The sequence below is a fragment of the Pontivivens ytuae genome (assembly GCF_015679265.1).
Lineage (GTDB): Bacteria > Pseudomonadota > Alphaproteobacteria > Rhodobacterales > Rhodobacteraceae > Pontivivens > Pontivivens ytuae.
This window is the reverse complement of record NZ_CP064942.1, coordinates 2,960,334-2,984,327: the sequence shown is the minus strand read 5'-3', so window position 1 is coordinate 2,984,327 and position 23,994 is coordinate 2,960,334. Positions and strand designations below refer to the sequence as shown.

Below are 23,994 nucleotides of genomic sequence, written 5' to 3'. Positions count from 1 at the left end.
GATCAATCAGACGTCGACAATGCGCGCGGTTTAGGACCACCTGTGGCCCAGTCGAGCAACTCTACCGTGTGGACCACCGGAACACCTGTGGCAGAGCCGATCTGCATCATACAGCCGATATTCCCGGCGGAGATCAGGTCGGGCTTGGTCTCATGCAGCGTTTCGACCTTGCGCGCCTTCAGCTCGCCGCTGATCTCGGGCTGCATCAGGTTGTAGGTGCCGGCCGAGCCGCAGCAGAGGTGGCTGTCGCGGGGCTCGACCACCTTGAAACCCGCCTTCTTCAGGAGCTTCTTCGGCGTGTCCTTGATCTGCTGGCCGTGCTGCAGGGAGCAGGCGGCATGGTATGCGACGCGCAGCGGCTCGGCCTCGCCCTCGATGCCGATCTGCTCCAACACTTCGGAGATATCCTTGGCGAGCGCCGAGACCCGCGCCGCATCCCCGGCCAGCGGATCGTTGCGGAACATGTGGCCGTAATCCTTCACCGTCGTGCCGCAGCCGGAGGTGTTGATGACGATGGCATCCAGCCCGTCACCCTCGATCTCCTTCGTCCAGGCGCGGATGTTGGCGGCGGCGGAGCCGTGGCTCTCGTCGGTCTTACCCATGTGGTGGGTGAGCGCGCCGCAGCAGCCCGCGCCCTTCGCCACCACCACTTCGATCCCATGGCGGCGCAGGATGCGGATGGTCGCGTCGTTGATGTCGGTGTTGAGCGCCCGCTGCGCGCAGCCGGTCATCAGCGCCACGCGCCCCTTACGCTCCCCCTGCGCCGGAAACACCTGCGGGCGGTCGTTGCGCGAGGGCGGTGGGATGTCCTTCGGCGCCATCTCCAGCATCGCGCGCAGGCGGGCGTCGGGCATGAGGCCCTTGAACGGCCGACCGAGCTTCGCCAGTCCCAGCGCCGCGCGGAAGCGGGTCGGATAGGGCAGGATCCGCGCCAGCGTCCAGCGCAGGAGCCGGTCCATCAGCGGGCGGTCGTAGTGCTCATTGATGTATTCCCGCGCGTGATCGACGAGGTGCATGTAGTGCACGCCCGAGGGGCACGTCGTCATGCAGGCGAGGCAGGAGAGGCACCGGTCGATATGCTTGACCGTCTTCTCATCCGGCTTGCGCTCGTTCTCCAGCATGTCCTTGATGAGGTAGATGCGGCCGCGCGGGCTATCGAGCTCGTCGCCCAGCACCTGATAGGTCGGGCATGTCGCCGTGCAGAACCCGCAATGCACGCAGGTCCGCAGGATCTCGTTGGAGCGCGCGACGGCCGGGTCCTTGAGCTGATCGGGCGTGAAGGTGGTCTGCATCGTCTCTTTCTCTTCGCCGGTCTTGCCCTCGCCGATCGGCGTGGATCAGCCCATGCGGCCGGGGTTCAGGATGGCGTGGGGGTCGAACTGGGCGCGCAGCTCCGCGGCGATTTTGGCGAGCGGTGCGGGTTCGGGGTGGAAGGCGGGCTGGCCGGCGCCGCGGATCAGCGTGGCATGACCCGGGATGCCGGTGAGGCGAGCGCGCAGGTCCGTGCCCGGCTCCGTCAGCAGCCAGACGAGGCCGCCCTGCCAGTCGTAGAAATGGGCCAGGGCTTTCGCGGCGTCGGCGACTTGAGGCCCGTCGGAGGGTTTGACGGAGACGCGCCAGACATCGCCGTCCTTGCCGGCGAAGGGCTCGGCATCGCGGACATGGCGCCACCCGGCGGCGGTGCGTTCCGGATCGGTCTCGATCCGCGGCGTGCCGTGCGCGCGCAGAGCCTTGGCGAGCGCTCCGGCGCGGTAGGTGACGCTCTCCGTCAGCCCTTCCAGCCGGATCATGGTGACGGGCGCTTCGTCGAGCCCAATCGGTAGATGCGCCGCGCCCGAGACGTCGAAGGGCGAGCCCATGGCCTCGGCCATGCAGATCGCCGCGTCGCTGTCGCTCAGCCCCTCGAAGAGCAGGACGGCAGTGGACTGCGGTCGCGGCAGCACCTTGAAGCTGACCTCCGTGAGGACGCCGAGTGTGCCGTGGCTGCCCGCCATCAGCTTCACGAGGTCGTAGCCGGTGACGTTCTTCATCACCCGGCCGCCGTTCTTGATCGCGTCGCCGCGCCCGTCGACGAAACGGACGCCGATCAGGCTGTCGCGGCAGGCGCCGACCTTGATCCGGCGCGGGCCGGAGGCGGCGGTCGCAACCACGCCGCCGATGGTGCTCTCGCCGGTCGTGCCGAGCAGGCTGTTCAGCCGCGGCGGTTCGAAGGGCAGCATCTGGCCCTCGGCGGCGAGGGCGGCCTCGATCTCGGAGAGTGCGGTTCCAGCCTGGGCGACAACAGTCAGCGCGCCGGGCTCGTAGAGGCTGATGCCGGTGAGGCTGCCGGTTTCGAGCGTGGCGTCGGCCTGCACGGGATCGCCGATGGGCCGGGTGCCGCCGCCGCGGATCTCCAGCTTGGTGCCGGAGGACGCGGCCTCGCGCACGGCGTCGGCAAGCTCCGCCTCGGAGGTCGGGCGCAGGGTGCGGTCCAGGGTCGTGGTCATGCGTGGCGCTCCGAAGGCCCCCTCCCTAACCCTCCCCCGCGGGACGGGAGAGGGGACGGGTGTTTTACGGGTTTGGTCAAATGGCGGGCGAACCCGGCTTGCTGTCTGCGGTCGGTTGCGGACCGCCCGGCGGCACCGCCGGACAGCGCCCGACCTCCCCCACGGGATGGCGCTTCACGCCCACCCGAGGTCGTGCGCGGCCCTCCACACCCAGGAATGAACGGTGATGTCATGCAGCGTTCCGCCGCGCTTCCGTCGCGTCCAGCGGGAACACCTTGGAGGGGTTCAGCAGCCATGCCGGGTCAAACACGTCCTTCACGCGGAGTTGCGCCTCCATGTCCTCGGGCGTGAACTGCACGCCCATCAGATCGCGCTTCTCCACGCCCACGCCGTGCTCGCCGGTCAGGCAACCGCCCACCTCGACGCAGAGCTTCAGGATCTCCGCGCCCAGCGCCTCGCAGGTCTCCAGATCCCCTGGCTTGTTGGCGTCGAACAGGATCAGCGGGTGCATGTTGCCGTCGCCCGCGTGGAAGACGTTGGCGACGTCGAGGCCATACTCCCCCGACAGCTCCTCTATCCGGCGCAGCACGCGGGGCAGCTCGCTGACCGGGATCGTGCCGTCGAGGCACATGTAGTCGTTGATCTGGCCCATGGCGCCGAAGGCCGCCTTGCGCCCGGCCCAGATCGCCTTGGACTGCGCCTCGGACGTGCTTTCGCGCATCTCCACCGGGTCGTGGCGGGCGGCGATCTCCTTGATCTTGGCGAGCTGCTCGTCGATCTCCGCATCGGAGCCCTCGACCTCCACGATCAGCAGAGCCTCACAATCGGGGTAGCCCGCCTTCGCGAAGGCCTCGCAGGCGCGGATGCAGGGGCGGTCCATGAACTCGATGGCCACGGGCAGGACGCCAGCGCGGATGATGTCGCTCACGCAGGCCCCCGCCACCTCGTTCGCATCGAAGGCGAGCAGGATCGGCCGGGCGCCCTCGGGCTTCGGCAGGATGCGCAAGGTCGCCTCCGTCACCACGCCGAGCTGCCCTTCGGATCCACAGATCAGGCCAAGCAGATCGTAGCCCGCGGGGTCGAGATGCGCACCGCCGATCTCGACCACCTCGCCCTCAATTGTGACCATGGTCACGCCCATCAGGTTGTTTGTGGTCACGCCGTATTTCAGGCAATGCGCCCCGCCTGAGTTCATCGCGATATTACCCGCGATTGCACAGGCGAGCTGTGACGACGGATCGGGAGCGTAGAAAAAATCCTCCATCTCCACCGCGCCGGTGACGGAGAGGTTGGTGCGCCCGGTCTGCACGCGGATGAAGCGGTTCTCATAGTCCGTCTCCAGCACCCCGTTCATCCGGGCAACGCCGAGGATCACCGCGTCCGCCGTCGGCAGCGCCCCGCCCGCGAGCGATGTGCCCGAGCCGCGGGGGACCACCGGCACCCGCTCCTCGTGGCAGATCTTGAGGACAGCCGCGACCTCCTCCGTCGAGCTGGGCAGCACGGCCGCGAGCGGCGGGCATTTGTAAGCGGTCAGCGCGTCGCATTCATACGCGCGCACCTCGTTGTCGGAGTGGATGACGGCGTCGTCGGGCAGCACCTTCTGCAGGCGCGCCACGATATGCGCCTTGCGGTCCAGGATCATCCGGTTCGGATCGGGCATCTGCATGGGACATCTCCACTCGACAGGGATTGGTTAGATTATATGACCAATTCCGGACAAGGCCAGCCCTTTTCGTTGCGCCGCGACGCCGCATTATGATCCGCGCGAAAGGAGCGCCCGATGACCTTCGACGAGGTGATGCTGACCGACCTGCTCGCCGCCCTCGGCTGGATCGACGGCGTGGCGCTCGCGCTCTTCGTCGGGTTGTGGTTCGCGACCACCTGGCGGATCGAGAAGGACGAGACGAAGCGGCCCTCCGTCCACGTGCTCATGAAGCGCTTTCGCTACCGCTGGATGAACGAGATGGCGGCGCGCGAGGTCCGTATCTTCGACAGCGCGATCCTGAACGGGATCCGGCAGAGCACGGCCTTCTTCGGCTCGACCACGCTGCTCGCCATCGGCGGGATCGCGGCGGTGATCGGCCAGCCGGAGCTCCTGCTCGGCGCAGGCCGCGGCATCCTGCCCGAGATGCCGGTGCAGGTGGTGCAACTCAAGCTGCTGCTGGTGCTCGCCACGATGGCCTTCGCCTTCCTGCGCTTCGTCTGGTCGAACCGGCTGTTCTCCTACTGTGCGATCGTGATGGCGGCGATGCCCAATGACGGCACGACGGAGGAGGCGAAGCGAACGGCGATCCGGGCGGCGCGGCTGAACTCCTTCGCCGCGCGCAGCTTCAACCGGGGGCTCCGGGCGATCTACTACGCGCTGGCAGCCCTGGCCTGGCTGCTTGGACCGGTGGCGTTCATCGTGGCACTCGCGCTGACGAATTGGGAGGTGATCCGGCGCGAGTTCTTCTCCGCCTCCCGCAAAGCGCTGCTGGCCGACTGAGGCTGGATCGGGCTGGAGCCCGCGGGCTCCAGCCCGATCGAGAGCGTATTTGGGCAAAGAAGAAGGGCTCAGCGGCTCTCCAGCCGCCAGGCGCCGATGATGCAGGCCGACGCGAGGAGCAGGACGAGCCAGGCGGGCGCGAGCGGGCTCAGGCGCACCTCACGCACCGTGTAAGCCTCCCGATCCGTCAGGCCGAGCCAGCCGCGCCCGGCGGCCCCGCGTCCCTCGCGCACGCGGCGCAGGTCGGGCACACCGTCGGTGATGCGCCAGGCGCCACCGCGGGTCTCGGTCAGCAGCGGGTCGAGCACGTCGGAGGTCGAGAGCGCGTTCTCGAACTCCCGCGGCGCGGCGGGGCCGACAGCGGCGACGCCGGTCACATCGCCATCGCGCAGGCGCCACAGGCCCTGCGGATCGGCGGGCAGCACCGCCTCCCACTCGCCCGGCGAGACCTCGTTCATCTCCGGCGTCAGGGTGCGGCCGTCCGGCGTCTGCACCTCGAGCTGCGGCGGCTCCTCGGTCAGCGTGCGGCGGGTGAGCACCAGCTCGCCGCCCGCGTCGTCACCGATCAGAACCTCCTCCTCCAGTTCCGGCTCCTGCATCAGCCAGTGGGCGAGGCGGCGCAGCATCTCCGTCTGCGGGCCGCCGCCCTCGTAGCCGCGCGACCAGAGCCAGGCGTTGTCGGAGGCGAGCATCGCGATGCGCCCTTCCTCCACCCGGTCGAGGATCAGGAGCGGGCGGCCGTCCGGCCCCTCCATCACCCGATCGCCGGAGGTCTGCGCCAGGTCGATCAGGCGGAACCAGCGGCCCCAGCCGGGCACACCGTCCTCCATGGGTCGAGGCGCGAAATCGGTGAGGCCCGAGGTCACCGGATGCCGCGCGCCCAGCTCGGAGATCGTGGGCACGTAAGGCTGCTCGATCACCCGCGCGGTCGGATCGGCCGGCAGCACTTCGGAGAGCGGCGTGCGCCACAGGCTCTCCACCCCCGCGAAGGCTGGGCCGGAGGCGACGAGCACGGCGCCCCCCTCCTCCACATAGCGGACGATGTTGGCGAGGTAGGGCGTCGGCAGCACGCCGCGCTTGCGGTAGCGGTCGAAGATGATGAGGTCGAACTCGTCGATCTTCTCCATGAAGAGCTCGCGCACCGGGAAGGCGATCAGGCTCATCTCGAAGACCGGAACGCCGTCCTGCTTGTCCGGTGGCCGCAGGATGGTGAAATGGACGAGGTCCACGGCCGGGTCGGATTTCAGCAGGTTGCGCCAGGTCCGTCCGCCCGCATGGGGCTCGCCGGAGACGAGCAGCACGCGCAGCCGGTCGCGGATGCCGTTGATCTCCACCAGAGCGGAGTTGTTGCGGTCGGTCAGCTCGCCGTCGGCTGGGGCGATCGTCAGCTCCAGCACGTTCAGCCCACCACGCTCGATCGGCACGTCGAAATCGATGGTCTCGCCCACGGGCAGCGGGATCGAGGCGACGACCTCTCCATCGATGGAGACGTTGACGGGCACGGCGCCGCCCGGGTCGGGCACGCGGCCGAGCTCCTCGACCCGCACCGACATCTGCACGCTCTCGCCGACGATGCCGAAGGCGGGCGCGCGTTCGACGACGAGGCGCCGGTCCCATTCACGCTCGGTCCCGGTCAGGATCAGGTGGAGCGGCGCGGGAAGTTCCGGCGCGTCGGCGAGGTCGTGGACCTGCCCGTCGGAGATGAGGATCGCGCCCGCGATCCGGTCGCGGCTGACGCCGGCCATCGCCTCGGTCAGCGCGGCCATCGCCTGCGTCCCGCGCTCGGCGGCGTCGCCGGCGCTGTTGCGCAACTCGATCCGGCGCCATTCCAGCGGCGCGTCCGGATCCGCTCCGATCTCGTCGAGCCGGGCGGCGAGCGTCTCCTCCGCCTCCGCGATCTGGTCGGGGCGCGGGGCGATCGACTGGCTGCCGGTGCGATCGACGATCAGGAAAGCGATGTCGGTGAGCGGTGCGCGGTCCTCCTCCTTCAGGCTCGGCCCGGTGAGGGCAGCAACAAGGATCAGCGCGCCCGCGCCGCGCAGCGCCCAGCCCGACAGGCGCATCCAGGCGGCGTAGAGGCACAGGACCACCGCGGCCCCGCCGAGCGCGGCCAGTGCCCAGATCGGCAAAAGAGGCGCGAAGACGATTTCCGTGCTCATGCGCCTGCCCTTTCGACTTCGCCCAAATACTCGATCATCGACACGCCGCTCACTGACCCAACCTTTCGAGCAGAGCCGGAACGTGCACCTGGTCCGACTTGTAGTTGCCCGTCATCACGTACATCACGAGGTTCACGCCGAAGCGCAGCGCGATCTCCCGCTGGCGCTCTCCGCCCACACCGCGGCCCACCGGGCGGATGAAGTTGCCCTGCTCGTCCATCGCCCAGGCACCCGCCCAGTCGTTGGCGCCAATCAGCACCGGGCTGACCCCGTCGTTGAGGGTGCGGAAGGGCACGCCCTCGACCTCCTGCGGGGCCAATGAGGCCTCGACCCAGACCGGCGGGCCGACATAGCGGCCCGGAAGCTGTTCCAGCAGGTAGAAGGAGCGGTTGAGCACGTGATCGTCCGGCACCGGCTCGAGCGGCGGCAGGTCGAGCCCATCGGCCAGCCGTTGCAACAGCGCCCCGTTCGGCCCGCCGCTGCGGCCCGCCAGATGCGCATCGCGCGTGTCGAAGAGGATCATGCCGCCACCGCGCAGGTAGGTGTTCAGCCGCTCCACCGCGTCGGGCGAGGGCGGCGATTGCGCCTCGGTCACGGGCCAGTAGAGCAGCGGGAAGAAGGCGAGCTCGTCCTCCTCCACGTTCACGCCGACGGGCGGCGCGGGCTCCACCGCGGTGCGGCGGGTCAGGGTGACCGACAGGCCGGTGAGGCCCGCGCGGCTGATCCGGTCGATCTCGCCATCGCCGGTCTCGACATAGGCGAGCACGGTCTCGGTCGCGGCATATAGCGCCTGGCTGTTCTCCAGTTCCTGCTGGGCGCGCGCCGTGCCCGGCAGCAGGATCAGGGCCAGCACAACACCCATCCCGGCCCGTGCGGCAGGCCGCAGGCGACCACCGAGGGCCAAGGTGGCGAGGATGTCGGTGAGCAGAAGCAGGACGGCGATGGTCAGCGCCGCGGGCTTCAGATCGCGCTCCGCCCGTTCGGTGAAGCCGGTGACCACGACGCCGGAGGGCAGGTCGAGTGCCACCATCTCCGCCGACGCGCTCGTCACGTTGATCGCCGCGCGCCGCTCGCCCGCCACGTAGTAGCCCGGCGGCGCGTCGGGACCGACCGGTTGCTCGGCCAGCCGCTCACCCTCGACGCCGGAGAGCCCGCGCGCCGGACCAAGCTGACCATAGCCATCGAGCACCTGATCGGCGGCCCAGACAGCGCCTGCCAGCGCGTCGCCCGCATCCTCGCCCACCTGAGCGGTGCGCACGATCCGTTCGAGCATGTCAAGGAACAGGCCAGAAAGCGGCAGGCTCGACCAGCTTGTCGTCGCAGTGACATGGAACAGGATCACCCGACCGCGATCGACGTCGCGCGCGGTTACGAGCGGGGTGCCGTCCTCCAGCGCCGCAAGCGTCCGCTCGGCCAGATCCGGGTCGGGCTGGGCCATCACCTGGCTCGTGATCTCCACCTCCTCTGGCGGGGTGAGCCCGTCGAAGAGCGTGCCGGCCGGGAACGGGCGCAGGCGCTTCGGCGCGCCCCAGCTCATCGTCCCGCCGACGGAGCGGCCACCTGCGCGCAGCCGCACCGGCAGCAGCGGATCACGCACGGTCTGGCCGAGGCCGCTCGCCGCGAGCCGGGGCCCCGCGAAGCGCACCAGCAGGCCGCCATTCTCCACCCACTCGGTCAGTTCCTGCGTCTCCAGGCTCGAGAGTGCGGCCACATCGGCGAGCATGATGACGTCCGGGTTGGTGTCGAGCACATCCGCCAGCGGCGGCTCCACCACGTCGGCGATCGGGTCGAGGGCGGAGCGCAGGTAGTGCAGCGGTGCCGTCAGGCGCAGCCCCTCCTGCCGCTGCGCCCCTGCGACGAGCGCCACGCGCCGCCGCTTCAGCCCATCATCGGCCAGCGCTACGGCGCCAGCGGAGGCGTTGATGCCTTGAAGAGCGGCGCGGGAGACGCGGTTGCGCACCTCCAGCGGCAGGTCGATGGCGACCTCCACTTCGGTCTCCCCGGCCGGCAGGACGACGGGAACGGCATCGAGCACCCGCTCGGTTCCGGTCGTGTCGGCGCCGATAACGTTGACAGTCGTGCTGCCTGCTCCGCTCGCCTCGGCACGCAGCACCGTGGTCAGGAGCTGCCCGTCCTCGAAGCGCAGCGGCGACAGCGCCATCGGCTCGCGCAGCGGCGGGACGACACGCACTGGCCCGCGGGCGAGGAGCGCTTCGGCAAGGCCGTCCTCGGCGCCGAGTCCGTCAGAGAGCCAGACCGTCTGGCCGAACTCCAGCGCGCCGCTCTCCACCACCTCGGCAAGGCGCGCGCGATCCGGCGCCCAGGCCTGGGGTTGCAGGGTTTCGAGCCGGTTGGCCCAGTCCTCCGCCGGGCGCGGCTCAAGGTCGGGATCGGGATCGGATAGCGAGACGAGGTGCACCGGCCGCCCGGTCCGCGCCGCCTGGTCGAGCAGCGTGCCGACCTCGGCCTGCCGGGTGGGCCAGTCGGGCGCACTTCCCCAGCCGCCATCCATCAGGATCAGGAGCGGCCCGTCGCCGTCCCCCTCCGCCGCCGGGTTCAGCACGGGGCCCGACAGGCCGATAATCGCGAACGCAACGGCGAGCATCCGCAAGAGCAGCAGCCACCACGGCGTACGGGCCGGCATCCGCTCCGGATCCTCCAGCCCCAGTAGCAGCGAGACCCCGGGAAAGCGCCGCCGCACCGGCGCGGGCGGGGTCGCGCGCAGCAGCCACCACAGCACCGGCAGCGCGATGAGCGCGGCCAGAAGCAGAGGTGCGGTAAAGCCGAGGGCGCCGAGGGTCCACATGAAATCAGGTCCTTGTACTCAACCGCCTCACCGCACGTCCCCCAGCGCGCCGTGAAGCCAGATCAGCGCCGCGCGCGGCGGCGTCTGCACATGATGAACATGGAACAGCCATCCGGCGCGGCGAGCAAGAGTTGCCAGGCGCCGTCGCCGCTCCTCGAGCTTGGCACGGTAGTCGCTGCGCAACGCCCGCGCGCGCTCGGTCTCGAACCGGACGGCACCGCCCATGGAGCGGAACTCGGTGCGGCCGTCGAAGGGGAAGGCTTCCTCGCTTTCGTCGAGGATCTGCACCAGAACGCCCCGCTCGCCCTGCCGCCCGATATGGGTGAGCCGCTCGAAGAGCTCCTCGCCCGGGGCCAGGAAATCGGAGAAGAGGACATGGGTCGACGTGCCCTGCGTGGCCGCCGGGGGCAGGCCGTAGTCGCAGCCGCCACCCTCGCGCCCCAGCAGCGCCGTGAGCCGGTCGAGCTGGATCCGACCCGTCGCCGGCCGCAGATCGGGGGCAGCATGCCCCACCCGCTCACCGCCCTGGTTGAGCAGGATCGCGAGCGCCAAGGCCAGGAGGGCCGCACGCTCCGCCTTCGTTTCCCCGGTCTCCGGATAGGCCATGGAGCGGGCGGCGTCCGACCAGAGCGTCACGGTCTGTGCCGCCGACCACTCGGTCTGCCGGATGAAGGTCGCGTCCGACCGCGCAGAGCGGCGCCAGTCGATGGAGCTTGCCGCATCGCCCGGAACCGCCTGGCGGTACTGCCAGAACTCCTCGCCCATGCCGGCGCGGCGCCGTCCGTGCTCGCCCAGAACGATGGTCGCCGCCAGCCGCTCGGCCCGGACCCGCAGGGCGGGCAGCGGGGCGGAGGTGGCATCGGCGCGGGCGCGCAGGGTCCGGGCGGCGGCGCTCAAGGACGCGTTCGCGCCGCTGACGCGGCGGCCTCCAGAGAGGATATTGGGACAGAGAAGAAGACGGCGCGCCTCATGCAGCCGCCTGCGTGCCGAGCCGCTGTTCCACCAGCCCGTCGATGAGCGCGCCGAGCGACACGCCCTCGGCCCGGGCGGCGAAGCCCAGTGCCATGCGGTGGGTGAGCGCGGGGCGCGCGAGGGCCGCCACGTCGTCGAGATCCGGCGCCAGCCGCTCGTCGAGCAGCGCGCGGGCACGCACGCCCAGCATCAGGGCCTGCGCGGCGCGCGGCCCTGGGCCCCAGGCGACGGCCTCGCTCAGCTCCGCGCCCGCCTCGTCGGTGCCGGGGCGCGCGGCGCGCACGAGGTCGAGAATCGCCTCCACCACCTGCTCGCCCACCGGCATCGCACGCAGGGTCTGCTGCATCGCAATCAGCTTCGGCGCATCGAGCACGGTGGAGATCTCCTCCATCTCCGTCCCGGTGGTGGCGAGCAGCACGGCCCGCTCCACGTCGCGCTCCGGATAATCCACGTCGATCTGGAAGAGAAAGCGGTCCAGCTGCGCCTCGGGCAACGGATAGGTCCCCTCCTGCTCGATCGGGTTCTGGGTCGCAAGCACATGGAAGGGCTGGGCGAGGTCGCGCCGCTCGCCCGCAACACTCACGTGACCCTCCTGCATCGCCTGCAGGAGTGCGGATTGCGTTCGGGGACCGGCCCGGTTGATCTCGTCCGCCATCAGGAGCTGCGTGAAGATCGGCCCCTCGATGAAGCGGAAGGCCCGTCCCCCGTCTGGCGTCGATTCGAGCACTTCGGCCCCGAGAATGTCGGACGGCATCAGGTCCGGTGTGAACTGTACGCGGTTGGCCGAGAGGCCCAGCACGGTGCCCAGCGTTTCGACGAGCAGGGTCTTCGCAAGACCCGGAGCCCCTACCAGAAGGCCGTGACCACCCGAAAGAATCGCCGCGAGCGCCAGGTCCACCACCTGTTCCTGACCGATGACGCGGCGCGCGACCATGCGGCGCACCTCGCCCATGGCGTGGCCCGCCTCCTCGATCTCCCGCAGCAGATTGTCACTCATGGCATCGTTCCCTGTCGTTGTCGGCCGCCAGCCTATTATATGAATGAGGTAATGTCGCCGGACAGAAAGGCACAGCTTGGTGAAGTCACAAAATGCAAAGCCTTCGGCAGATGGGCTGGCAAGCGCGGTGCGCCGGGCCGCCCCGAAAGGCCTGCCGCCCGTCGAAACATGGAACCCGCCCTTCTGCGGCGATCTCGACATGCGCATCGCGCGTGACGGGACCTGGTTCTACCAAGGATCGCCGATCGGTCGTAAACCATTGGTTAAGCTCTTCTCCTCGATCCTGAAAAAGGAGGGGGACAAGTTCTTCCTCGTCACCCCGGTCGAGAAGGTCGGGATCGTGGTGGACGACGCGCCCTTCGTCGCGACCGATTTTACGGTGGAGGGCGAAGGCGCGGCCGCGAAGATCACGTTCACGACCCATGTGGGCGACAGCGTGGTCGCCGGGCAGGCCCATCAGATCCGGGTGACGCGGGATGCGAAGACCGGTGAGCCCTCCCCCTACATCCACATCCGCCGCGGCCTCGATGCGCTGATCGACCGCAAGAGCTTCTACCGGCTGGTCGATATCGGCGAGGCGCATGGCGTGGAGGGCGAGGACTGGTTCGGCGTCTGGTCGGACGGCGTGTTCTTCCCCTTCATCCCGGTGCGCGAACTGGTCGGGGTGAGTTAGAGCCCATGCGCTGGCTGATCCTTGCGGCGGCGCTGGCCGCTTGCGCCCCCATGGCCGAGCCGGGCCGCGTGGTGCTCGCGCCTGACGGCCTCGTCGTCTCCGCCCCCGGACGGCTGGAACAGATCCCCTTCGGCACGCCGCGCGAGCAGGTGGAACAGCGGGTGAGCGAGACACTGGGCACCCGGCCCGTCCGGTCGAGCAATCCGGAGTGCGGCGGCGGCCCCGCAGAGCTCTCTCGCTGGGCCGGGCTGGAGCTGCTGTTCCGAGACGGCGCCTTCGATGGCTGGTTCACGGCCGCCTCCACCAGCCCCAGATCGCCCGAAGGCATCGGCGTCGGCGTGCGCGAGACGACCCTGCGCGAGGCCTACGCAACCGAAGTGCAGCCCACCTCATTGGGCCGCGAGTTCAGTGCCGAGGGCTTTTCGGGACTGATCGACGGCGGCGAAGTCAGCGCCCTCTGGGCCGGGACGCCCTGCCTCGCCCGCTAGCCCGCGAGATGCGGCGCGAACTCGCGCAACACCTGCGCATAGACCGGGCGCTTGAAAGGCACGATGGCGGCTTCCAGCTCGCCCGGGGTCATCCAGCGCCAGTCGGAGAACTCAGGATGCTCCGTCGCGATGTCGATGGCGTCGTCCCCGGCATTGAGGCGCAGCAGGAACCAGAGCTGCTTTTGCCCGCGCCACTTCCCCTTCCAGACCACGCCGATCTTGTCGCGCGGCAGGTCGTAGTGGACCCAGTCGGCGGTGCGGGCGATTTCCGTAACAGCCTCCGCGGGAACGCCCGTCTCTTCCCAGAGCTCACGAAGGGCCGCCTGCGCCGCGTCCTCACCCGGATCGATCCCACCCTGCGGCGCCTGCCAGGCAGGTTCAGCCATGTCCGCACGGGTGCCCGCGAAGACGCGCCCGCGCCCGTCCGTCAGCATGACGCCGACGCACGGGCGGTAGGGGAGCGCGGCAATCTCCGCGTCGGTCAGGCTCACCGGTTGGCGTAGACCGCGAGGCCGCGCAGCACGTCGAGCGCATAGGCAAGCTGGAAGTCGTCGTTGCGCAGCAGCGCATCGGCCTCCAGCCGTTCACGCTCTTCCTCGAGCTGGCGCAGTTCATCCTCGGTCAGGCTGTCATTGCTGATCGAGCCGCGCAGATCCGCTTCGGATCGCTGCGGGATCACACCGTCGTCCAGCTCCTCACCGGCGGCGCGCTGGGCGACAATGACGTCTGGCTCGATGCCGAGCGCCTGGATCGAGCGGCCGGACGGCGTGTAGTAGCGCGCCGTGGTCAGCCGCATCGCGCCATTGCCCTGCAGCGGAACGATGGTCTGGACCGAGCCTTTCCCGAAGCTCTTTTCCCCCACGATGATCGCGCGGCGATGATCCTGAAGGGCACCCGCCACGATCTCGGAGGCCGATGCGGAGCCGCCGTTGATCAGCACCACGATCGGCTTGCCCTCGGCAATGTCGCCGGGCTCGGCGTTGTAGCGGTCGCTCTCCGCCGGGGTGCGGCCGCGGGTCGAGACGATCTCGCCCTGCTCGAGGAACGCGTCGGAGACCCGGACCGCCTGGTCGAGCAGGCCGCCGGGGTTGTTGCGCAGGTCGAGCACGACGCCGGTGACGTTCTCCATCCCGCCGAGCTCGGCGATCTGCTCCTCCATCTCGGTGCGCAGGTTAGGGAAGGTCTGCTGGTTGAAGGTCGTCAGACGCAGCACCACCGCGTCGCCCTCCACCCGGCCACGGACGGCGCGGATCTGGATGGTGTCGCGCACGAGCGTCACCTCGAACGGATCCTCGCCCTCGCGCACTATGGTAATCACGATCTCGGAGCCCACGGGCCCGCGCATCAGCTCAACCGCCTCGTTCAGCGTCAGACCCAGCACGCTCTCGCCATCCACGTGGGTGACGAAGTCGTTCGCCATGATCCCGGCTTCCGCCGCGGGCGTGTCGTCGATCGGGGAGACGACCTTTACGAAGCCGTCCTCCTGCGTCACCTCGATGCCGAGGCCGCCGAACTCGCCGCGCGTCTGCTCGCGCATGTCGGAGAAGGCATCGGGCGGCAGGTAGCTCGAATGCGGGTCGAGCGAGGTCAGCATGCCGTTGATCGCGCTCTCGATCAGCTCACGGTCGTCGACCTGCTCCACGTAATCCGCGCGCACCCGCTCGAAGATATTCCCGAACAGATCCAGATACTCGTAGGTTGAGCGGGAGGACGGGCCGTCCTGCGCCAGAACCGGAGCGGCGAGTTGCGTCGTGACGAGAACCCCCGACAGCGTGCCCGCAAAGGCGGCCAGAAACATCTTGTTCATCGGGATTTACCTCGTCACCTGTTCTATGGTCCCACTTCGAACCAGCTCGCGGGATCTACCGGTACACCCCCCCGCCGCAGCTCGACATATAGCAATCTCTTAGGATTTGGGCTGGATTCGGGGTCGGGTTCAAGTGCAAAGCCCGCGACGCGGGCGCGCGTTTGCGTGATCCGTCCGACAGGCTCACCCTGAAGCACCACTTCGCCGGGGCTGCGCTGCACCTCGTCGAGCCCTCCGAGGATCAGCAGCCAACCCGGTGCCGGCTCCAGCACCGCGATGCGCCCGTAATCGAGAAACGGCCCGGTGAACCGCAGCGTAGCTGTCCAGGGGGCGACGACCTGCGTGACACCCTCGGCGGCCACGACAACGCCCTGCTGGATGGCACCATCGGGTGCGCGGGTGCCGAAGGGGGCCACGATCTCGCCGGGCAGCGGCAGCGTCAATCGGCCGCGCGCATCGTCGAAATCCGCGGCGTCCCCGGTGGGACGGGCCTGCCGCGCGAGCAGCCGGGCGAAGCTTTCGAGCGTACCGGCATCATCGCGCAGCCGGGTGAGCAGATCGGCATCCCCCGGCGCATCGGGCGCACCGCGCCCCTCCAGCGTCGCGGACAGCGCGATGCGGGCGCGGCGCACCCCCTCCAACCCGTCGCGCAGCACGCTTTCCGCCCGCTCCTGCTCGGTCGCGAGGATGTCGAGCTCGATCATCAGCGCGCGCAGCCCGTCCGCCTCAGCCTGGAGCTGAGGGACGACGCCGCCCAGCGCCTGGGCCGCGCGCGCCGCACCCTCCGGCCCCTGCGGATGGATCATCAGGAGCGGCCCGGGCGTGCGGACCACCTGGTGGAGCGCGCCGAGCACGGCGGAGAGGCGCTCCTCCTCCCGCGCCATCTCGGCCGCGAGCACGTCGCGGCGCAGGGCAAGATCGCGCGCCGCCTCGCGCTGTGCCGCAAGCCCCGCCTCATAGCTCTGCACGATCCGGCCAAGCTGGGCGAGGCGGTCGGCCCCGTCCCGCAGATCCTCCAGCGCCTCGGCCGCCCCTGCGATCTGCGCTGCGGCGGCCGCCGCACGATCGGCAGGGGCCTGGGCAAACGCCGGGGCCGCGAGCAGGGTCAGAACGAGGAGAAGCGCGCGCATCAGACAGAAAACAACGGCTTGCCGCTCATCTCGGCCGGCGGATCGAGCTCCATGAGCTTCAGGAGCGACGGCGCAAGGTCGGCCAGCCGCCCGTCGCGCATCACCGCTCCCTCCGGCCCGCCGATCAGCACCACGGGCACCGGGTTCAGCGTATGCGCAGTGTGCGGCCCGCCGGTCTCCGGATCGACCATCGTCTCGCAGTTCCCGTGATCCGCCGTCAGGATCATGGCGCCGCCCGCGCTCTCCAGCGCGTCGAACACCCGGCCGAGCCCGGCATCCACCGCCTCGCACGCGGCCTTCGCCGCCTCCAGGTCACCGGTATGCCCCACCATGTCAGGGTTCGCGTAGTTCACCACGATAAGGTCGTAGGTGCCCGAGCCGATGGCCTCGACCAGCCGATCCGTCACCTCACCGGCGCTCATCTCGGGCTGCATGTCGTAGGTCTTCACGTTGGGGGATTTCGGCATCGTGCGATCTTCCCCCTCGTTCGGCGTCTCCACGCCGCCGTTGAGGAAGAAGGTCACATGCGGATACTTCTCGGTCTCCGCGATGCGGAACTGGTGCTTGCCGTGCTTGGCCACCCATTCGCCGAGCGTGTTGGGGATGTCCTCCGCCGGGAACATCACCTCCATCCACTCGTTATGCCGGTCGGAGTACTCGACCATCCCGACAGACGTCGAGAGCTCCGGCGGCGTCCGCTCGAACCCCTCGAACTCCGGGTCGAGAAAGGCGGCGAGGATCTCCCGCGCCCGGTCGGCCCGGAAGTTGAGGAACAGGAGCCCGTCGCCCTCGGCCATCCCCCCATAGCCCTCGATGACCGACGGCGCGATGAACTCGTCGGTCTCGCCCCGGTCGTAGGCGGCGGCGATGGCGGTGTCGGCATTCTCGTAGGTCTCACCGGTGCCCGAGGCGATCAGCTCATAGGCCGCCTGCACCCGGTCCCAGCGGTTGTCGCGGTCCATGGCATAGAAGCGGCCGACCACGGTGCGCACGGCCGCCCCGCCCGGCAGCGCCTCCTCCAGCTCATGCAACTGTTCCCGCGCCGATTTCGGCGCCACGTCGCGCCCGTCGGTGAAGGCGTGGATCGCCACCGGCACCCCGGCGGCTGCGATAACCTCTGCCGCCCGCGCGATGTGCCGCTGATGCGCATGCACCCCGCCGGGCGAGGCGAGGCCCATAAGATGCGCCGTACCGCCGGTCTCCTTCAGTTTCTCGATCAGCCCGACCAGCGCCGGGTTGGTGTCGAACGCCCCCTCCGCAATCGTATTATCGATCTTCGGCAGGTCCATCCAGACCACGCGACCCGCCCCGATGTTGGTGTGCCCGACCTCCGAATTGCCCATCTGCCCGTCCGGCAGGCCCACATCGGCACCGTGGGCGGCGAGCTTCGCATTCGGGCACTCCGCCATCACCCGATCGAAGTTTGGCGTCTCCGCGAGAGCGACGGCATTCGCCTCCCGCTCGGCCCGCAGCCCCCAGCCGTCGAGGATGCACAGGATCACGGGACGGGGTGCGGACATGGGACTTCTCCTGCTCAGCCTTTCCGCAGACATAGGCGGTGCGCACGCCCTGCGGCAAGCATGCCTTCCAGCTTGTCCAAATATCCCCGCCGGAGGCCGCCACGGTTGCAACAGGCCGGGCCCTCCGCCTAGATGCGCGCCAACATCTTAGGAGGCCCCATGAACATCCTCATCCTCGGCGGCGGCGGGCGGGAACATGCGCTCGCCTGGGCGATCTCGCAGAACCCCAAATGCGACCGGCTGTTCTGCGCGCCCGGCAATGCGGGGATCGCGGATGTGGCCGAATGCGTGCGGCTCGACCCCGAGGATGGCGGCGCGGTCTGCGCCTTCTGCGCCGAGATGGCGATCGATTTCGTGGTGATCGGGCCGGAAGCGCCCTTGGCCGCGGGCGTGTCGGACGAGCTCCGCGCCGCGGGCGTCCTAACCTTCGGGCCGAGTGCGGCCGCCGCACGGGTCGAGGCGTCGAAGGCCTTCACCAAGGAACTCTGCGAAGCCGCCGGCGCGCCCACCGCCGCCTATGCCCGCTTCACCGAGGCGCAGACGGCGAAGGACTACGTGACCGCCCAGGGCGCCCCCATCGTCATCAAGGCCGACGGCCTCGCCGCCGGAAAGGGTGTGACCGTGGCGACGGACGAACCCACGGCCCTCGCCGCCATCGACGACATGTTCGGCGGCGCCTATGGCGATGCCGGCGCCGAGGTCGTGATCGAGGAATTCATGACGGGCGAGGAAGCCTCCCTCTTCGTCCTCACCGACGGTGAGGCGACGCTGGCGCTCGAAGGCTGCCAGGACCACAAGCGCGCCTTCGACGGCGACGCGGGGCCGAACACCGGTGGCATGGGCGCCTACTCCCCCGCCCCGGTCCTCACCGACGCCGTGCACGACCGCGCCATGGCCGAGATCGTGGAGCCCTGCCTCGCAGAGCTCTGCCGCCGCGGTACGCCCTATCAGGGCGTGCTCTATGCCGGTTTGATGATCGAGGACGGCGCCCCGCGTCTGGTCGAGTTCAACGCCCGCTTCGGCGACCCCGAATGCCAGATCCTGATGGCCCGCCTCGGCGCCCAGGCGCTCGACGCGCTGCTCGCCGTGGCGGAGGGACGGCTCGCCGACGCCCGCCTCAACTGGGCCGCGGATCACGCCGTGACCGTGGTGCTGGCAGCGAAGGGCTATCCCGGCAGCTACGCCAAGGGTGAGATCATAGGCCTGCCAGAGGTCACCGATCCGCTCGTGCAGATCTTCCACGCCGGAACGGCGGAGAAGGACGGCTGCACCCTCTCCAACGGCGGCCGGGTCCTCAACGTGACCGCCCGCGGAGCGACCCTTGCCGAGGCCCGCGACCGCGCCTACGGCATCGTCGACCGGATCGACTGGCCCGGCGGCTTCCACCGGCGCGACATCGGCTGGCGCGCCCTCTGATCTATCGGCGCGCTTGGCCCTGCCCGGCCTCCGGCGGGGATACTTGAAGCAAGAAGAAGGTACACCCTTCCTCCTTGTCCTAAATATCCTCGCCCGTCAGGGCGAAACCGTATCTGGAGAAGACCCGCACTACCCGCAGGCCAGCACGCGAACGAGGTCGTCAACCGGCCCCGCATCCTCAGTCTCGTAGCCCCGCGGCGTCCAGCGCGTCACCAGCACCCGCGACCAACCCGCATCCACAGTCACCATCTCGGGCCCGGGGCCGCAGTCCCGGATGCCGCCCGGAATGAAATCCTGCCCGATCCGGTGGTTGGAAAAGCCGGGCGCGGCGTACTCCTGCAGCAGCGCCCCCTCACGCAGTGTCCAGATCCGCAGGGTGCCCCCGATATGCGGCGTCTCGACATAGGCGATCTCCAGCCGTCCGTCCGCATCGAGATCCGCGATCCCCACCGGCGCGAGCCAGCGGAACGATCGCCCGATGAAGGGTGTGGCGGCGAGAAGCTCCGGCGCGCCCTCCTCCGGCAGCGCATAGACCGAGAGGCGGGCGCCCTGCCGCGTGTCGCTCTCCACCACCACCGCCTCGTCCCGCCCATCGCCGTCGAGATCGGCAAGCCGCGGCACGAGATCCTCGAAAACACGGTGCTCCGGCAACACGAAGCGCCCGCCGGGGCCGTCGAGCGCGGCCCATTCCGGCGTGTCGCCCAGCACCGCATGGCCGTAGCGCGCCACCGGCTCGGCGAAACAGACCGCCCCGTCGCAGGGCGCTTCCGCCGCCGCCGGCCCGGCCAGCAAAACGCCCGCCGTCAGCAATCCGCGGCGGGCGAAACGGTGCAAGGCGCGCATCGACCGACGCCGCGCTCCGGTCAGATCTGCTTTTCCGGCATCCGCACGACGAGCCCGTTGAGGTCGTCGCTCACCTTGAGCTGGCAGGTCAGGCGCGAGGTCGCGGGATCCGGCTGCCAGGCAAAGTCCAGCATGTCCTCTTCCATCGGGTCCTTCGCGGGCAGCTTCTCGACCCAGGCGGCATCGACATAGACGTGGCAGGTCGAGCAGGCGCAGGCGCCGCCGCAATCGGCCTCAATGCCGGGGATGTTGTTGTCGCGCGCGCCCTCCATCACGGTCAGGCCGTTGGCGACCTCAACCACGTGCTCGGTGCCGTTGTGCTCGATATAGGTGATGCGGGCCATGGGTCCTCTCGCGCCGTCTCTACAGGTGTTCAGCAGGTTTACTAGCCGGTCATACCCGTGGGCCACAATGCGATTCGTGTCGGGCCGCCAACCCGCGCTGAGAGGACGCACGTTAACCACGCGAACGAATAACGCGTTGTATTTTAGAGAAATGCGCCTCAATACCACCACAAAGGCAGTCGATAGGGTCAGCCATGGATCAGGGCGGATATCTTCACAACAGCGCGGGCAGCGTCGTGATCGACGAGGCCGGGCGGATCGTGGCGCTGAAGACGGCGTCGCCCGCGACCGTCTCGCTGGACACGCGGACCGTGCTGCGCTCGGACGTCGAGACCGGCCATGACGGCGCCTCCCGCATGAGCGGGCCGGACGAGATTGGTGAGACGCGTGCGGCGAACGCCGATGGGGAGCTGGAGGAAATCGACATCTCCCTCGACCTAGATGAGCCGGAATTCGTCTTCACGACCGACTCTGACGACCCTGTCGAGACCTTCGCTGCAGAGGAAGACGAAACCACGGCCGCACCCGAGCAGACCGCGGATGGCAGCGCCGAGACCCCGGTCGAGGAGCCCGTCGAGCCCGCCCTGCCCTGGGACATCGAGCCGATCTACGTGGGTCGTGAGCTGGTCTCGCCCGATCCGGACCTGCTCGACCGCGCCACCGGCGGCCGCCGCGGCGGGGAGGAGGTCGCGGGCACCACCGGCGACGACGTGCTGGAGGGGACGGATGGCGACGACATCCTGATCGCCCTGCGCGGAGACGACGCCATGACAGGCGGCGCGGGCGCGGATATCTTCGTCTTCGTCCAGTCGAGCAGCGGCCAGGACGTCATCAGCGATTTCGAGGCAGGCACCGATTTCATCTATTTCGGGCCGGAAACGATCTTCGACCTCGCGGAGCTTTCGATCACCCAAGATGGCGACGATGCAGTCGTGAGCTGGCACCGCGGCCGCTCGGAGGTCGTGCTGGAGGATACCGACGCCAGCGCACTGACGGCTGACACGTTCATTCTCGAAGCCTACTGAGGCGGCGACACGGGCGCCAAAGTGCCGAACCTGTTATGGGCGTCACAGCCAGCCGTGAGCTGAGATATTCGAGGCAGTCGGATGCTTTGTGTCATCGGTGCTGCGCTAGCCCAAATCGCAGCGGTCCACTCTGCGGGTTAGGCGACCTTAACGCGCAGTCGGCCGACTCACGAGAGCTTTCGAGCGCCAATACCCCTGACGACCTCCACACTCGCACATCGCATATCGCTGCTGAGAAAAGAAAAATGCCGGCGCGGGGTGCGCCGGCATCTTTGGTTCTCGGAGCTGTAGAGGGGCGCTTTGCCCTGCCCGTCAGCCGTTCGGGTCCAGCGCGACGAAGCGCGGTTCGCCGTTGTCACGGATCAGCATCAGGACCGAGTTGCGGCCCGCGTCGCCCGCGGCCTCTACGGCCTCCTGCACGTCGCTGGGGCTCGCCACGCTGCGCTGGCCGACCTCGACCACGACCTGGCCGGGACGCAGGCCCTTCTCCCAAGCCGCGCTCGTGCCGTCCACGTCGGTGATCACCACGCCGCGCACGTCGTCCGGGATGCCGAACTCCTCACGCAGCGCGTCGCTCATGGTCTCAAGCGTAAGGCCCGCGATCTCGGCCACCGAGGAGCCCTCGCCCGGGCCCTCGTCGGTCATGGAGGCCTCGACGACGGAGGTGTCCTCCAGCCGCCCGACGGAGACGTTGAGCGTCCGAGTGCGGCCCTCACGGAAGACCACGACGCGCACCGACTTGCCGACGGCGGTGTCCGCGACGACGCGCGGCAGCTCCCGCATCTCGCCGATTTCGGTGCCATCGAAGGTCAGGATCACGTCGCCCGCCTCGATGCCCGCATCGGCCGCAGGACCCGGCGGCACGTCGGCCACGAGCGCACCGCGCGCCTCCTCAAGACCCAGCGCCTCGGCGACGCCCTCATCGACAGGCTGGATGCGCACGCCCAGCCAGCCGCGGCGCGTCTCGCCGAACTCGCGAAGCTGATCGACGACGCCGGTGACAACGGCGGAGGACATCGAGAAGCCGATGCCGATCGAGCCGCCATTGGGCGACAGGATCGCGGTGTTCACCCCGATCACCTCGCCATCCATGTTGAAGAGCGGCCCGCCCGAGTTGCCCCGGTTGATCGCCGCGTCGGTCTGGATGAAGTCGTCATAGGAGCCCGAAAGCTCCCGGTTGCGGGCCGATACGATCCCGGCGGAGACGGAGAAGCCCTGCCCCAGCGGGTTGCCGATCGCCAGCACCCAGTCGCCGACGCGGGCCAGGTCGCTGTCGCCGAACTCGACATATTCGAGGGCGTCGTTGGGCTCGACCTTCAGCAGAGCGATGTCGGTCCGCGGGTCGGTGCCGATGATCTCGGCCTCCAGCTCACCGCCATCGAGGAACTCGACGAGGATCTCATCGGCCTGCTCGATCACGTGGTTGTTGGTGACGATGTAGCCATCGGCCGAGATCACGAAGCCCGAGCCGAGGGCCGTCGCGCGCCGTTGCCGCGGCTGGCCTGGCTGCCGTTCCATGAAGTCGCGGAAGAAATCCTCGAAGGGCGAGCCCTCGGGGATCATCGGCGAGAGACCAGGGTTCTGCTCGGTCACCGTCTGGCTGGTGGTGATGTTCACCACCGACGGGCTCAGCTGTTCGGCGAGCTCGGCGAAGCTGTCGGGCCGGCTCTGCGCCTCGACCGGCGCGGCATCGGCGGCGACCAGCGCCACGCCCAGCACGGCGGCGAGCGCCATCCGGGAAAATGCGGGGATGCGGGTGTTCACTACTCTTGTCCTCCTGTCATGCGTGGACCGCGCTGCATCGGGCGCAGCCCCTTATCTATCTGCGGAGCAACTGTTGCAGGTGCAACACGGCGCCGCTCGCGGCCCTTCACGCTTCCGTGACGATCTCACTCATATTGCCACCGGGTGGGGATGAAGCGATAGCCCTCCCCTGCGGCTGCGACATAGCCGACGCCGGGAAAGCCTATGTGAGCTCCCGCGATGAGCTGCCGGTCGGTCGCCACACGGTCGAGCAGTTGCGCCCGCGTGGCCGCCGCCTGCTCCGCATCGGTGTCGAAGGCGATGGTGACGGACGGGTCGGCGAACTGCATGGGTGGGACGTGGACGATATCGCCCCAGATCATCAGGCTCTCGCCGCCGTCCTCGATCATGTAGCCGGTATGGCCCGGCGTGTGACCCGGAAGCGGGATCGCCGTGATGCCCGGCGCGATCGAGGTCTCGCCCGAGAAGACCGTAGTGCGATCCGCATAAGCCTGCGTCACGCCGACGGCGAGGTCGAAGAAGCCGCGCGCCTCATCCGGCGCGCCGGCGCGGATGTCGGGATTGGTCCAGAAATCGAGATCCTCCTGCGCAACCACCAGTTCTGCGTTGAGGAACGAAGCCGCCCCGTCATCGACCGCGCCGCCGACATGGTCGGGGTGCAGGTGGGTGCAAAGGACATGCGTGATGTCGCCCGCGGCCACGCCCGCCGTCTGCAGATGCGTGTCGAGCTGGCCGAGATTGGGGCCCATCGCCGTGCCGGTGCCCGCATCGATCAGCACCGTGTTCTCACCGCTCTCCACCAGGAAGGCATTCACCGCTGCCAGGAACCGGGACGGGTCGAGATAAGCATCGGTCAGCGCCTGCTGCAGCCGTGCCTCGTCCGCACCGTTCAGCAGCGAGGCATCGAGCTGCAGGTAGCCGTCCGACAATGCGGTGACCGTGATGCCGCCGACCGTGAAGCGCTGGACCGCCGCGACCTGGCTCAGCCCTTGCGCGAGCAGCGGATGCGCGCTCAGCGTCAGACCGGCGGCGGGGGCGAATTTCAGAAACGTCCGGCGTTCCATGACCTGTCCTTTCGA

Annotated in this window: 20 protein-coding genes; 5 read left to right on the top strand and 15 right to left on the bottom strand. The window is 69.2% G+C overall.

Translation table 11 applies throughout. The annotated features are described in order from the left end of the window. Positions 1-2: 2 nt before the first annotated feature. The 3 genes from glcF to I0K15_RS14640 all read right to left on the bottom strand — a co-directional run bounded on the left by glcF (position 3) and on the right by I0K15_RS14640 (position 4,152). Entirely contained in the window at positions 3-1,292 is a 1,290-nt protein-coding gene (gene glcF / locus I0K15_RS14650; protein ID WP_196102242.1) for a glycolate oxidase subunit GlcF, read from the bottom strand. A gap of 45 nt (positions 1,293-1,337) precedes the next feature. Further along, entirely contained in the window at positions 1,338-2,462 is a 1,125-nt protein-coding gene (gene glcE / locus I0K15_RS14645) for a glycolate oxidase subunit GlcE (RefSeq protein ID WP_196105487.1), read from the bottom strand. A gap of 253 nt (positions 2,463-2,715) precedes the next feature. Next, the gene (locus I0K15_RS14640; RefSeq protein ID WP_196102241.1) at positions 2,716-4,152 is read right to left on the bottom strand and encodes an FAD-linked oxidase C-terminal domain-containing protein; all 1,437 of its coding nucleotides are present in this window, start codon (positions 4,150-4,152) and stop codon (positions 2,716-2,718) included. Between the two features lie 114 nt (positions 4,153-4,266). Between I0K15_RS14640 and I0K15_RS14635 the strand changes: the two genes are divergently transcribed. Continuing rightward, positions 4,267-4,971 carry a DUF599 domain-containing protein gene (locus I0K15_RS14635; RefSeq protein WP_230374138.1) on the top strand — a complete coding sequence of 235 codons (705 nt, stop codon included), beginning with the start codon at positions 4,267-4,269 and terminating at the stop codon, positions 4,969-4,971. A gap of 68 nt (positions 4,972-5,039) precedes the next feature. Here the strand turns inward: I0K15_RS14635 and I0K15_RS14630 are convergent, their stop codons facing one another. The 4 genes from I0K15_RS14630 to I0K15_RS14615 form a co-directional block, all read right to left on the bottom strand. Next, positions 5,040-7,130 (bottom strand): hypothetical protein, encoded by a 2,091-nt coding sequence (locus tag I0K15_RS14630; RefSeq protein WP_196102240.1) that lies wholly within the window; start codon positions 7,128-7,130, stop codon positions 5,040-5,042. Between the two features lie 49 nt (positions 7,131-7,179). After that, positions 7,180-9,936: a DUF4159 domain-containing protein gene (locus I0K15_RS14625; protein WP_196102239.1), complete on the bottom strand. Its 2,757-nt coding sequence runs from the start codon at positions 9,934-9,936 to the stop codon at positions 7,180-7,182. A gap of 27 nt (positions 9,937-9,963) precedes the next feature. Then, complete coding sequence (locus I0K15_RS14620) at positions 9,964-10,833, bottom strand: DUF58 domain-containing protein (RefSeq protein ID WP_196102238.1); 870 nt, start codon at positions 10,831-10,833, stop codon at positions 9,964-9,966. A 70-nt stretch (positions 10,834-10,903) separates the two neighbouring features. After that, a complete protein-coding gene (locus I0K15_RS14615) occupies positions 10,904-11,905 on the bottom strand; it encodes an AAA family ATPase (RefSeq protein ID WP_196102237.1) in 1,002 nt (333 codons plus the stop codon). 127 nt (positions 11,906-12,032) lie between these two features. Here I0K15_RS14615 and I0K15_RS14610 point away from each other — a divergent pair, with 127 nt between their 5' ends. After that, the gene (locus tag I0K15_RS14610) at positions 12,033-12,578 is read left to right on the top strand and encodes a DUF1285 domain-containing protein (RefSeq protein ID WP_422393985.1); all 546 of its coding nucleotides are present in this window, start codon (positions 12,033-12,035) and stop codon (positions 12,576-12,578) included. Between the two features lie 5 nt (positions 12,579-12,583). After that, positions 12,584-13,066 carry a hypothetical protein gene (locus tag I0K15_RS14605; protein ID WP_196102235.1) on the top strand — a complete coding sequence of 161 codons (483 nt, stop codon included), beginning with the start codon at positions 12,584-12,586 and terminating at the stop codon, positions 13,064-13,066. Here I0K15_RS14605 and I0K15_RS14600 read toward each other — a convergent pair. The 4 genes from I0K15_RS14600 to gpmI are packed head-to-tail and all read right to left on the bottom strand — an operon-like array spanning position 13,063 to position 17,523. Beyond that, positions 13,063-13,500, bottom strand: coding sequence for an RNA pyrophosphohydrolase (locus I0K15_RS14600; protein WP_230374410.1), 438 nt, complete (start codon positions 13,498-13,500; stop codon positions 13,063-13,065). The two genes, I0K15_RS14605 and I0K15_RS14600, sit on opposite strands and share 4 nt — an antisense overlap. A gap of 53 nt (positions 13,501-13,553) precedes the next feature. Further along, entirely contained in the window at positions 13,554-14,873 is a 1,320-nt protein-coding gene (locus I0K15_RS14595) for a S41 family peptidase (protein ID WP_196102234.1), read from the bottom strand. 23 nt (positions 14,874-14,896) lie between these two features. Beyond that, complete coding sequence (locus I0K15_RS14590; RefSeq protein WP_196102233.1) at positions 14,897-16,003, bottom strand: murein hydrolase activator EnvC family protein; 1,107 nt, start codon at positions 16,001-16,003, stop codon at positions 14,897-14,899. Beyond that, entirely contained in the window at positions 16,003-17,523 is a 1,521-nt protein-coding gene (gpmI, locus tag I0K15_RS14585; protein WP_196102232.1) for a 2,3-bisphosphoglycerate-independent phosphoglycerate mutase, read from the bottom strand. The genes I0K15_RS14590 and gpmI overlap by 1 nt, the downstream gene beginning before the upstream one ends. A 159-nt stretch (positions 17,524-17,682) precedes the next feature. On the opposite strand from gpmI, the gene purD reads away from it, so the two are divergent. Beyond that, on the top strand, positions 17,683-18,939 hold the full coding sequence (gene purD, locus I0K15_RS14580) for a phosphoribosylamine--glycine ligase (protein ID WP_196102231.1): 1,257 nt from the start codon (positions 17,683-17,685) through the stop codon (positions 18,937-18,939). Positions 18,940-19,068: 129 nt separating this feature from the next. On the opposite strand, the gene I0K15_RS14575 is transcribed toward purD, so the two are convergent. Together I0K15_RS14575 and I0K15_RS14570 are read right to left on the bottom strand one after the other, a co-directional pair. Beyond that, positions 19,069-19,782 carry an FG-GAP repeat domain-containing protein gene (locus I0K15_RS14575; RefSeq protein ID WP_196102230.1) on the bottom strand — a complete coding sequence of 238 codons (714 nt, stop codon included), beginning with the start codon at positions 19,780-19,782 and terminating at the stop codon, positions 19,069-19,071. Positions 19,783-19,802: 20 nt separating this feature from the next. Next, complete coding sequence (locus tag I0K15_RS14570) at positions 19,803-20,126, bottom strand: 2Fe-2S iron-sulfur cluster-binding protein (RefSeq protein ID WP_196102229.1); 324 nt, start codon at positions 20,124-20,126, stop codon at positions 19,803-19,805. Between the two features lie 194 nt (positions 20,127-20,320). Between I0K15_RS14570 and I0K15_RS14565 the strand changes: the two genes are divergently transcribed. After that, positions 20,321-21,151 carry a calcium-binding protein gene (locus I0K15_RS14565; RefSeq protein ID WP_196102228.1) on the top strand — a complete coding sequence of 277 codons (831 nt, stop codon included), beginning with the start codon at positions 20,321-20,323 and terminating at the stop codon, positions 21,149-21,151. A 312-nt stretch (positions 21,152-21,463) separates the two neighbouring features. Here I0K15_RS14565 and I0K15_RS14560 read toward each other — a convergent pair whose 3' ends face one another. Both I0K15_RS14560 and I0K15_RS14555 read right to left on the bottom strand, forming a co-directional pair. Continuing rightward, the gene (locus I0K15_RS14560) at positions 21,464-22,885 is read right to left on the bottom strand and encodes a DegQ family serine endoprotease (RefSeq protein WP_196105484.1); all 1,422 of its coding nucleotides are present in this window, start codon (positions 22,883-22,885) and stop codon (positions 21,464-21,466) included. A 155-nt stretch (positions 22,886-23,040) separates the two neighbouring features. Continuing rightward, a complete protein-coding gene (locus tag I0K15_RS14555; RefSeq protein ID WP_196102227.1) occupies positions 23,041-23,979 on the bottom strand; it encodes an MBL fold metallo-hydrolase in 939 nt (312 codons plus the stop codon). Positions 23,980-23,994: the final 15 nt, after the last annotated feature.

Bases quoted from the DNA above. Each gene is read 5' to 3' on its own strand.
- I0K15_RS14590 (WP_196102233.1), bottom strand. From the start codon at position 16,003: ATGCGCGCGCTTCTCCTCGTTCTGACCCTGCTCGCGGCCCCGGCGTTT.
- gpmI (WP_196102232.1), bottom strand. From the start codon at position 17,523: ATGTCCGCACCCCGTCCCGTGATCCTGTGCATCCTCGACGGCTGGGGG.
- I0K15_RS14560 (WP_196105484.1), bottom strand. From the start codon at position 22,885: ATGGCGCTCGCCGCCGTGCTGGGCGTGGCGCTGGTCGCCGCCGATGCC.
- I0K15_RS14630 (WP_196102240.1), bottom strand. From the start codon at position 7,130: ATGAGCACGGAAATCGTCTTCGCGCCTCTTTTGCCGATCTGGGCACTG.
- I0K15_RS14635 (WP_230374138.1), top strand. From the start codon at position 4,267: ATGACCTTCGACGAGGTGATGCTGACCGACCTGCTCGCCGCCCTCGGC.
- I0K15_RS14555 (WP_196102227.1), bottom strand. From the start codon at position 23,979: ATGGAACGCCGGACGTTTCTGAAATTCGCCCCCGCCGCCGGTCTGACG.
- glcF (WP_196102242.1), bottom strand. From the start codon at position 1,292: ATGCAGACCACCTTCACGCCCGATCAGCTCAAGGACCCGGCCGTCGCG.
- I0K15_RS14570 (WP_196102229.1), bottom strand. From the start codon at position 20,126: ATGGCCCGCATCACCTATATCGAGCACAACGGCACCGAGCACGTGGTT.
- I0K15_RS14640 (WP_196102241.1), bottom strand. From the start codon at position 4,152: ATGCAGATGCCCGATCCGAACCGGATGATCCTGGACCGCAAGGCGCAT.
- I0K15_RS14605 (WP_196102235.1), top strand. From the start codon at position 12,584: ATGCGCTGGCTGATCCTTGCGGCGGCGCTGGCCGCTTGCGCCCCCATG.
- purD (WP_196102231.1), top strand. From the start codon at position 17,683: ATGAACATCCTCATCCTCGGCGGCGGCGGGCGGGAACATGCGCTCGCC.
- I0K15_RS14595 (WP_196102234.1), bottom strand. From the start codon at position 14,873: ATGAACAAGATGTTTCTGGCCGCCTTTGCGGGCACGCTGTCGGGGGTT.
- I0K15_RS14575 (WP_196102230.1), bottom strand. From the start codon at position 19,782: ATGCGCGCCTTGCACCGTTTCGCCCGCCGCGGATTGCTGACGGCGGGC.
- I0K15_RS14600 (WP_230374410.1), bottom strand. From the start codon at position 13,500: ATGCTGACGGACGGGCGCGGGCGCGTCTTCGCGGGCACCCGTGCGGAC.
- I0K15_RS14565 (WP_196102228.1), top strand. From the start codon at position 20,321: ATGGATCAGGGCGGATATCTTCACAACAGCGCGGGCAGCGTCGTGATC.
- I0K15_RS14625 (WP_196102239.1), bottom strand. From the start codon at position 9,936: ATGTGGACCCTCGGCGCCCTCGGCTTTACCGCACCTCTGCTTCTGGCC.
- I0K15_RS14615 (WP_196102237.1), bottom strand. From the start codon at position 11,905: ATGAGTGACAATCTGCTGCGGGAGATCGAGGAGGCGGGCCACGCCATG.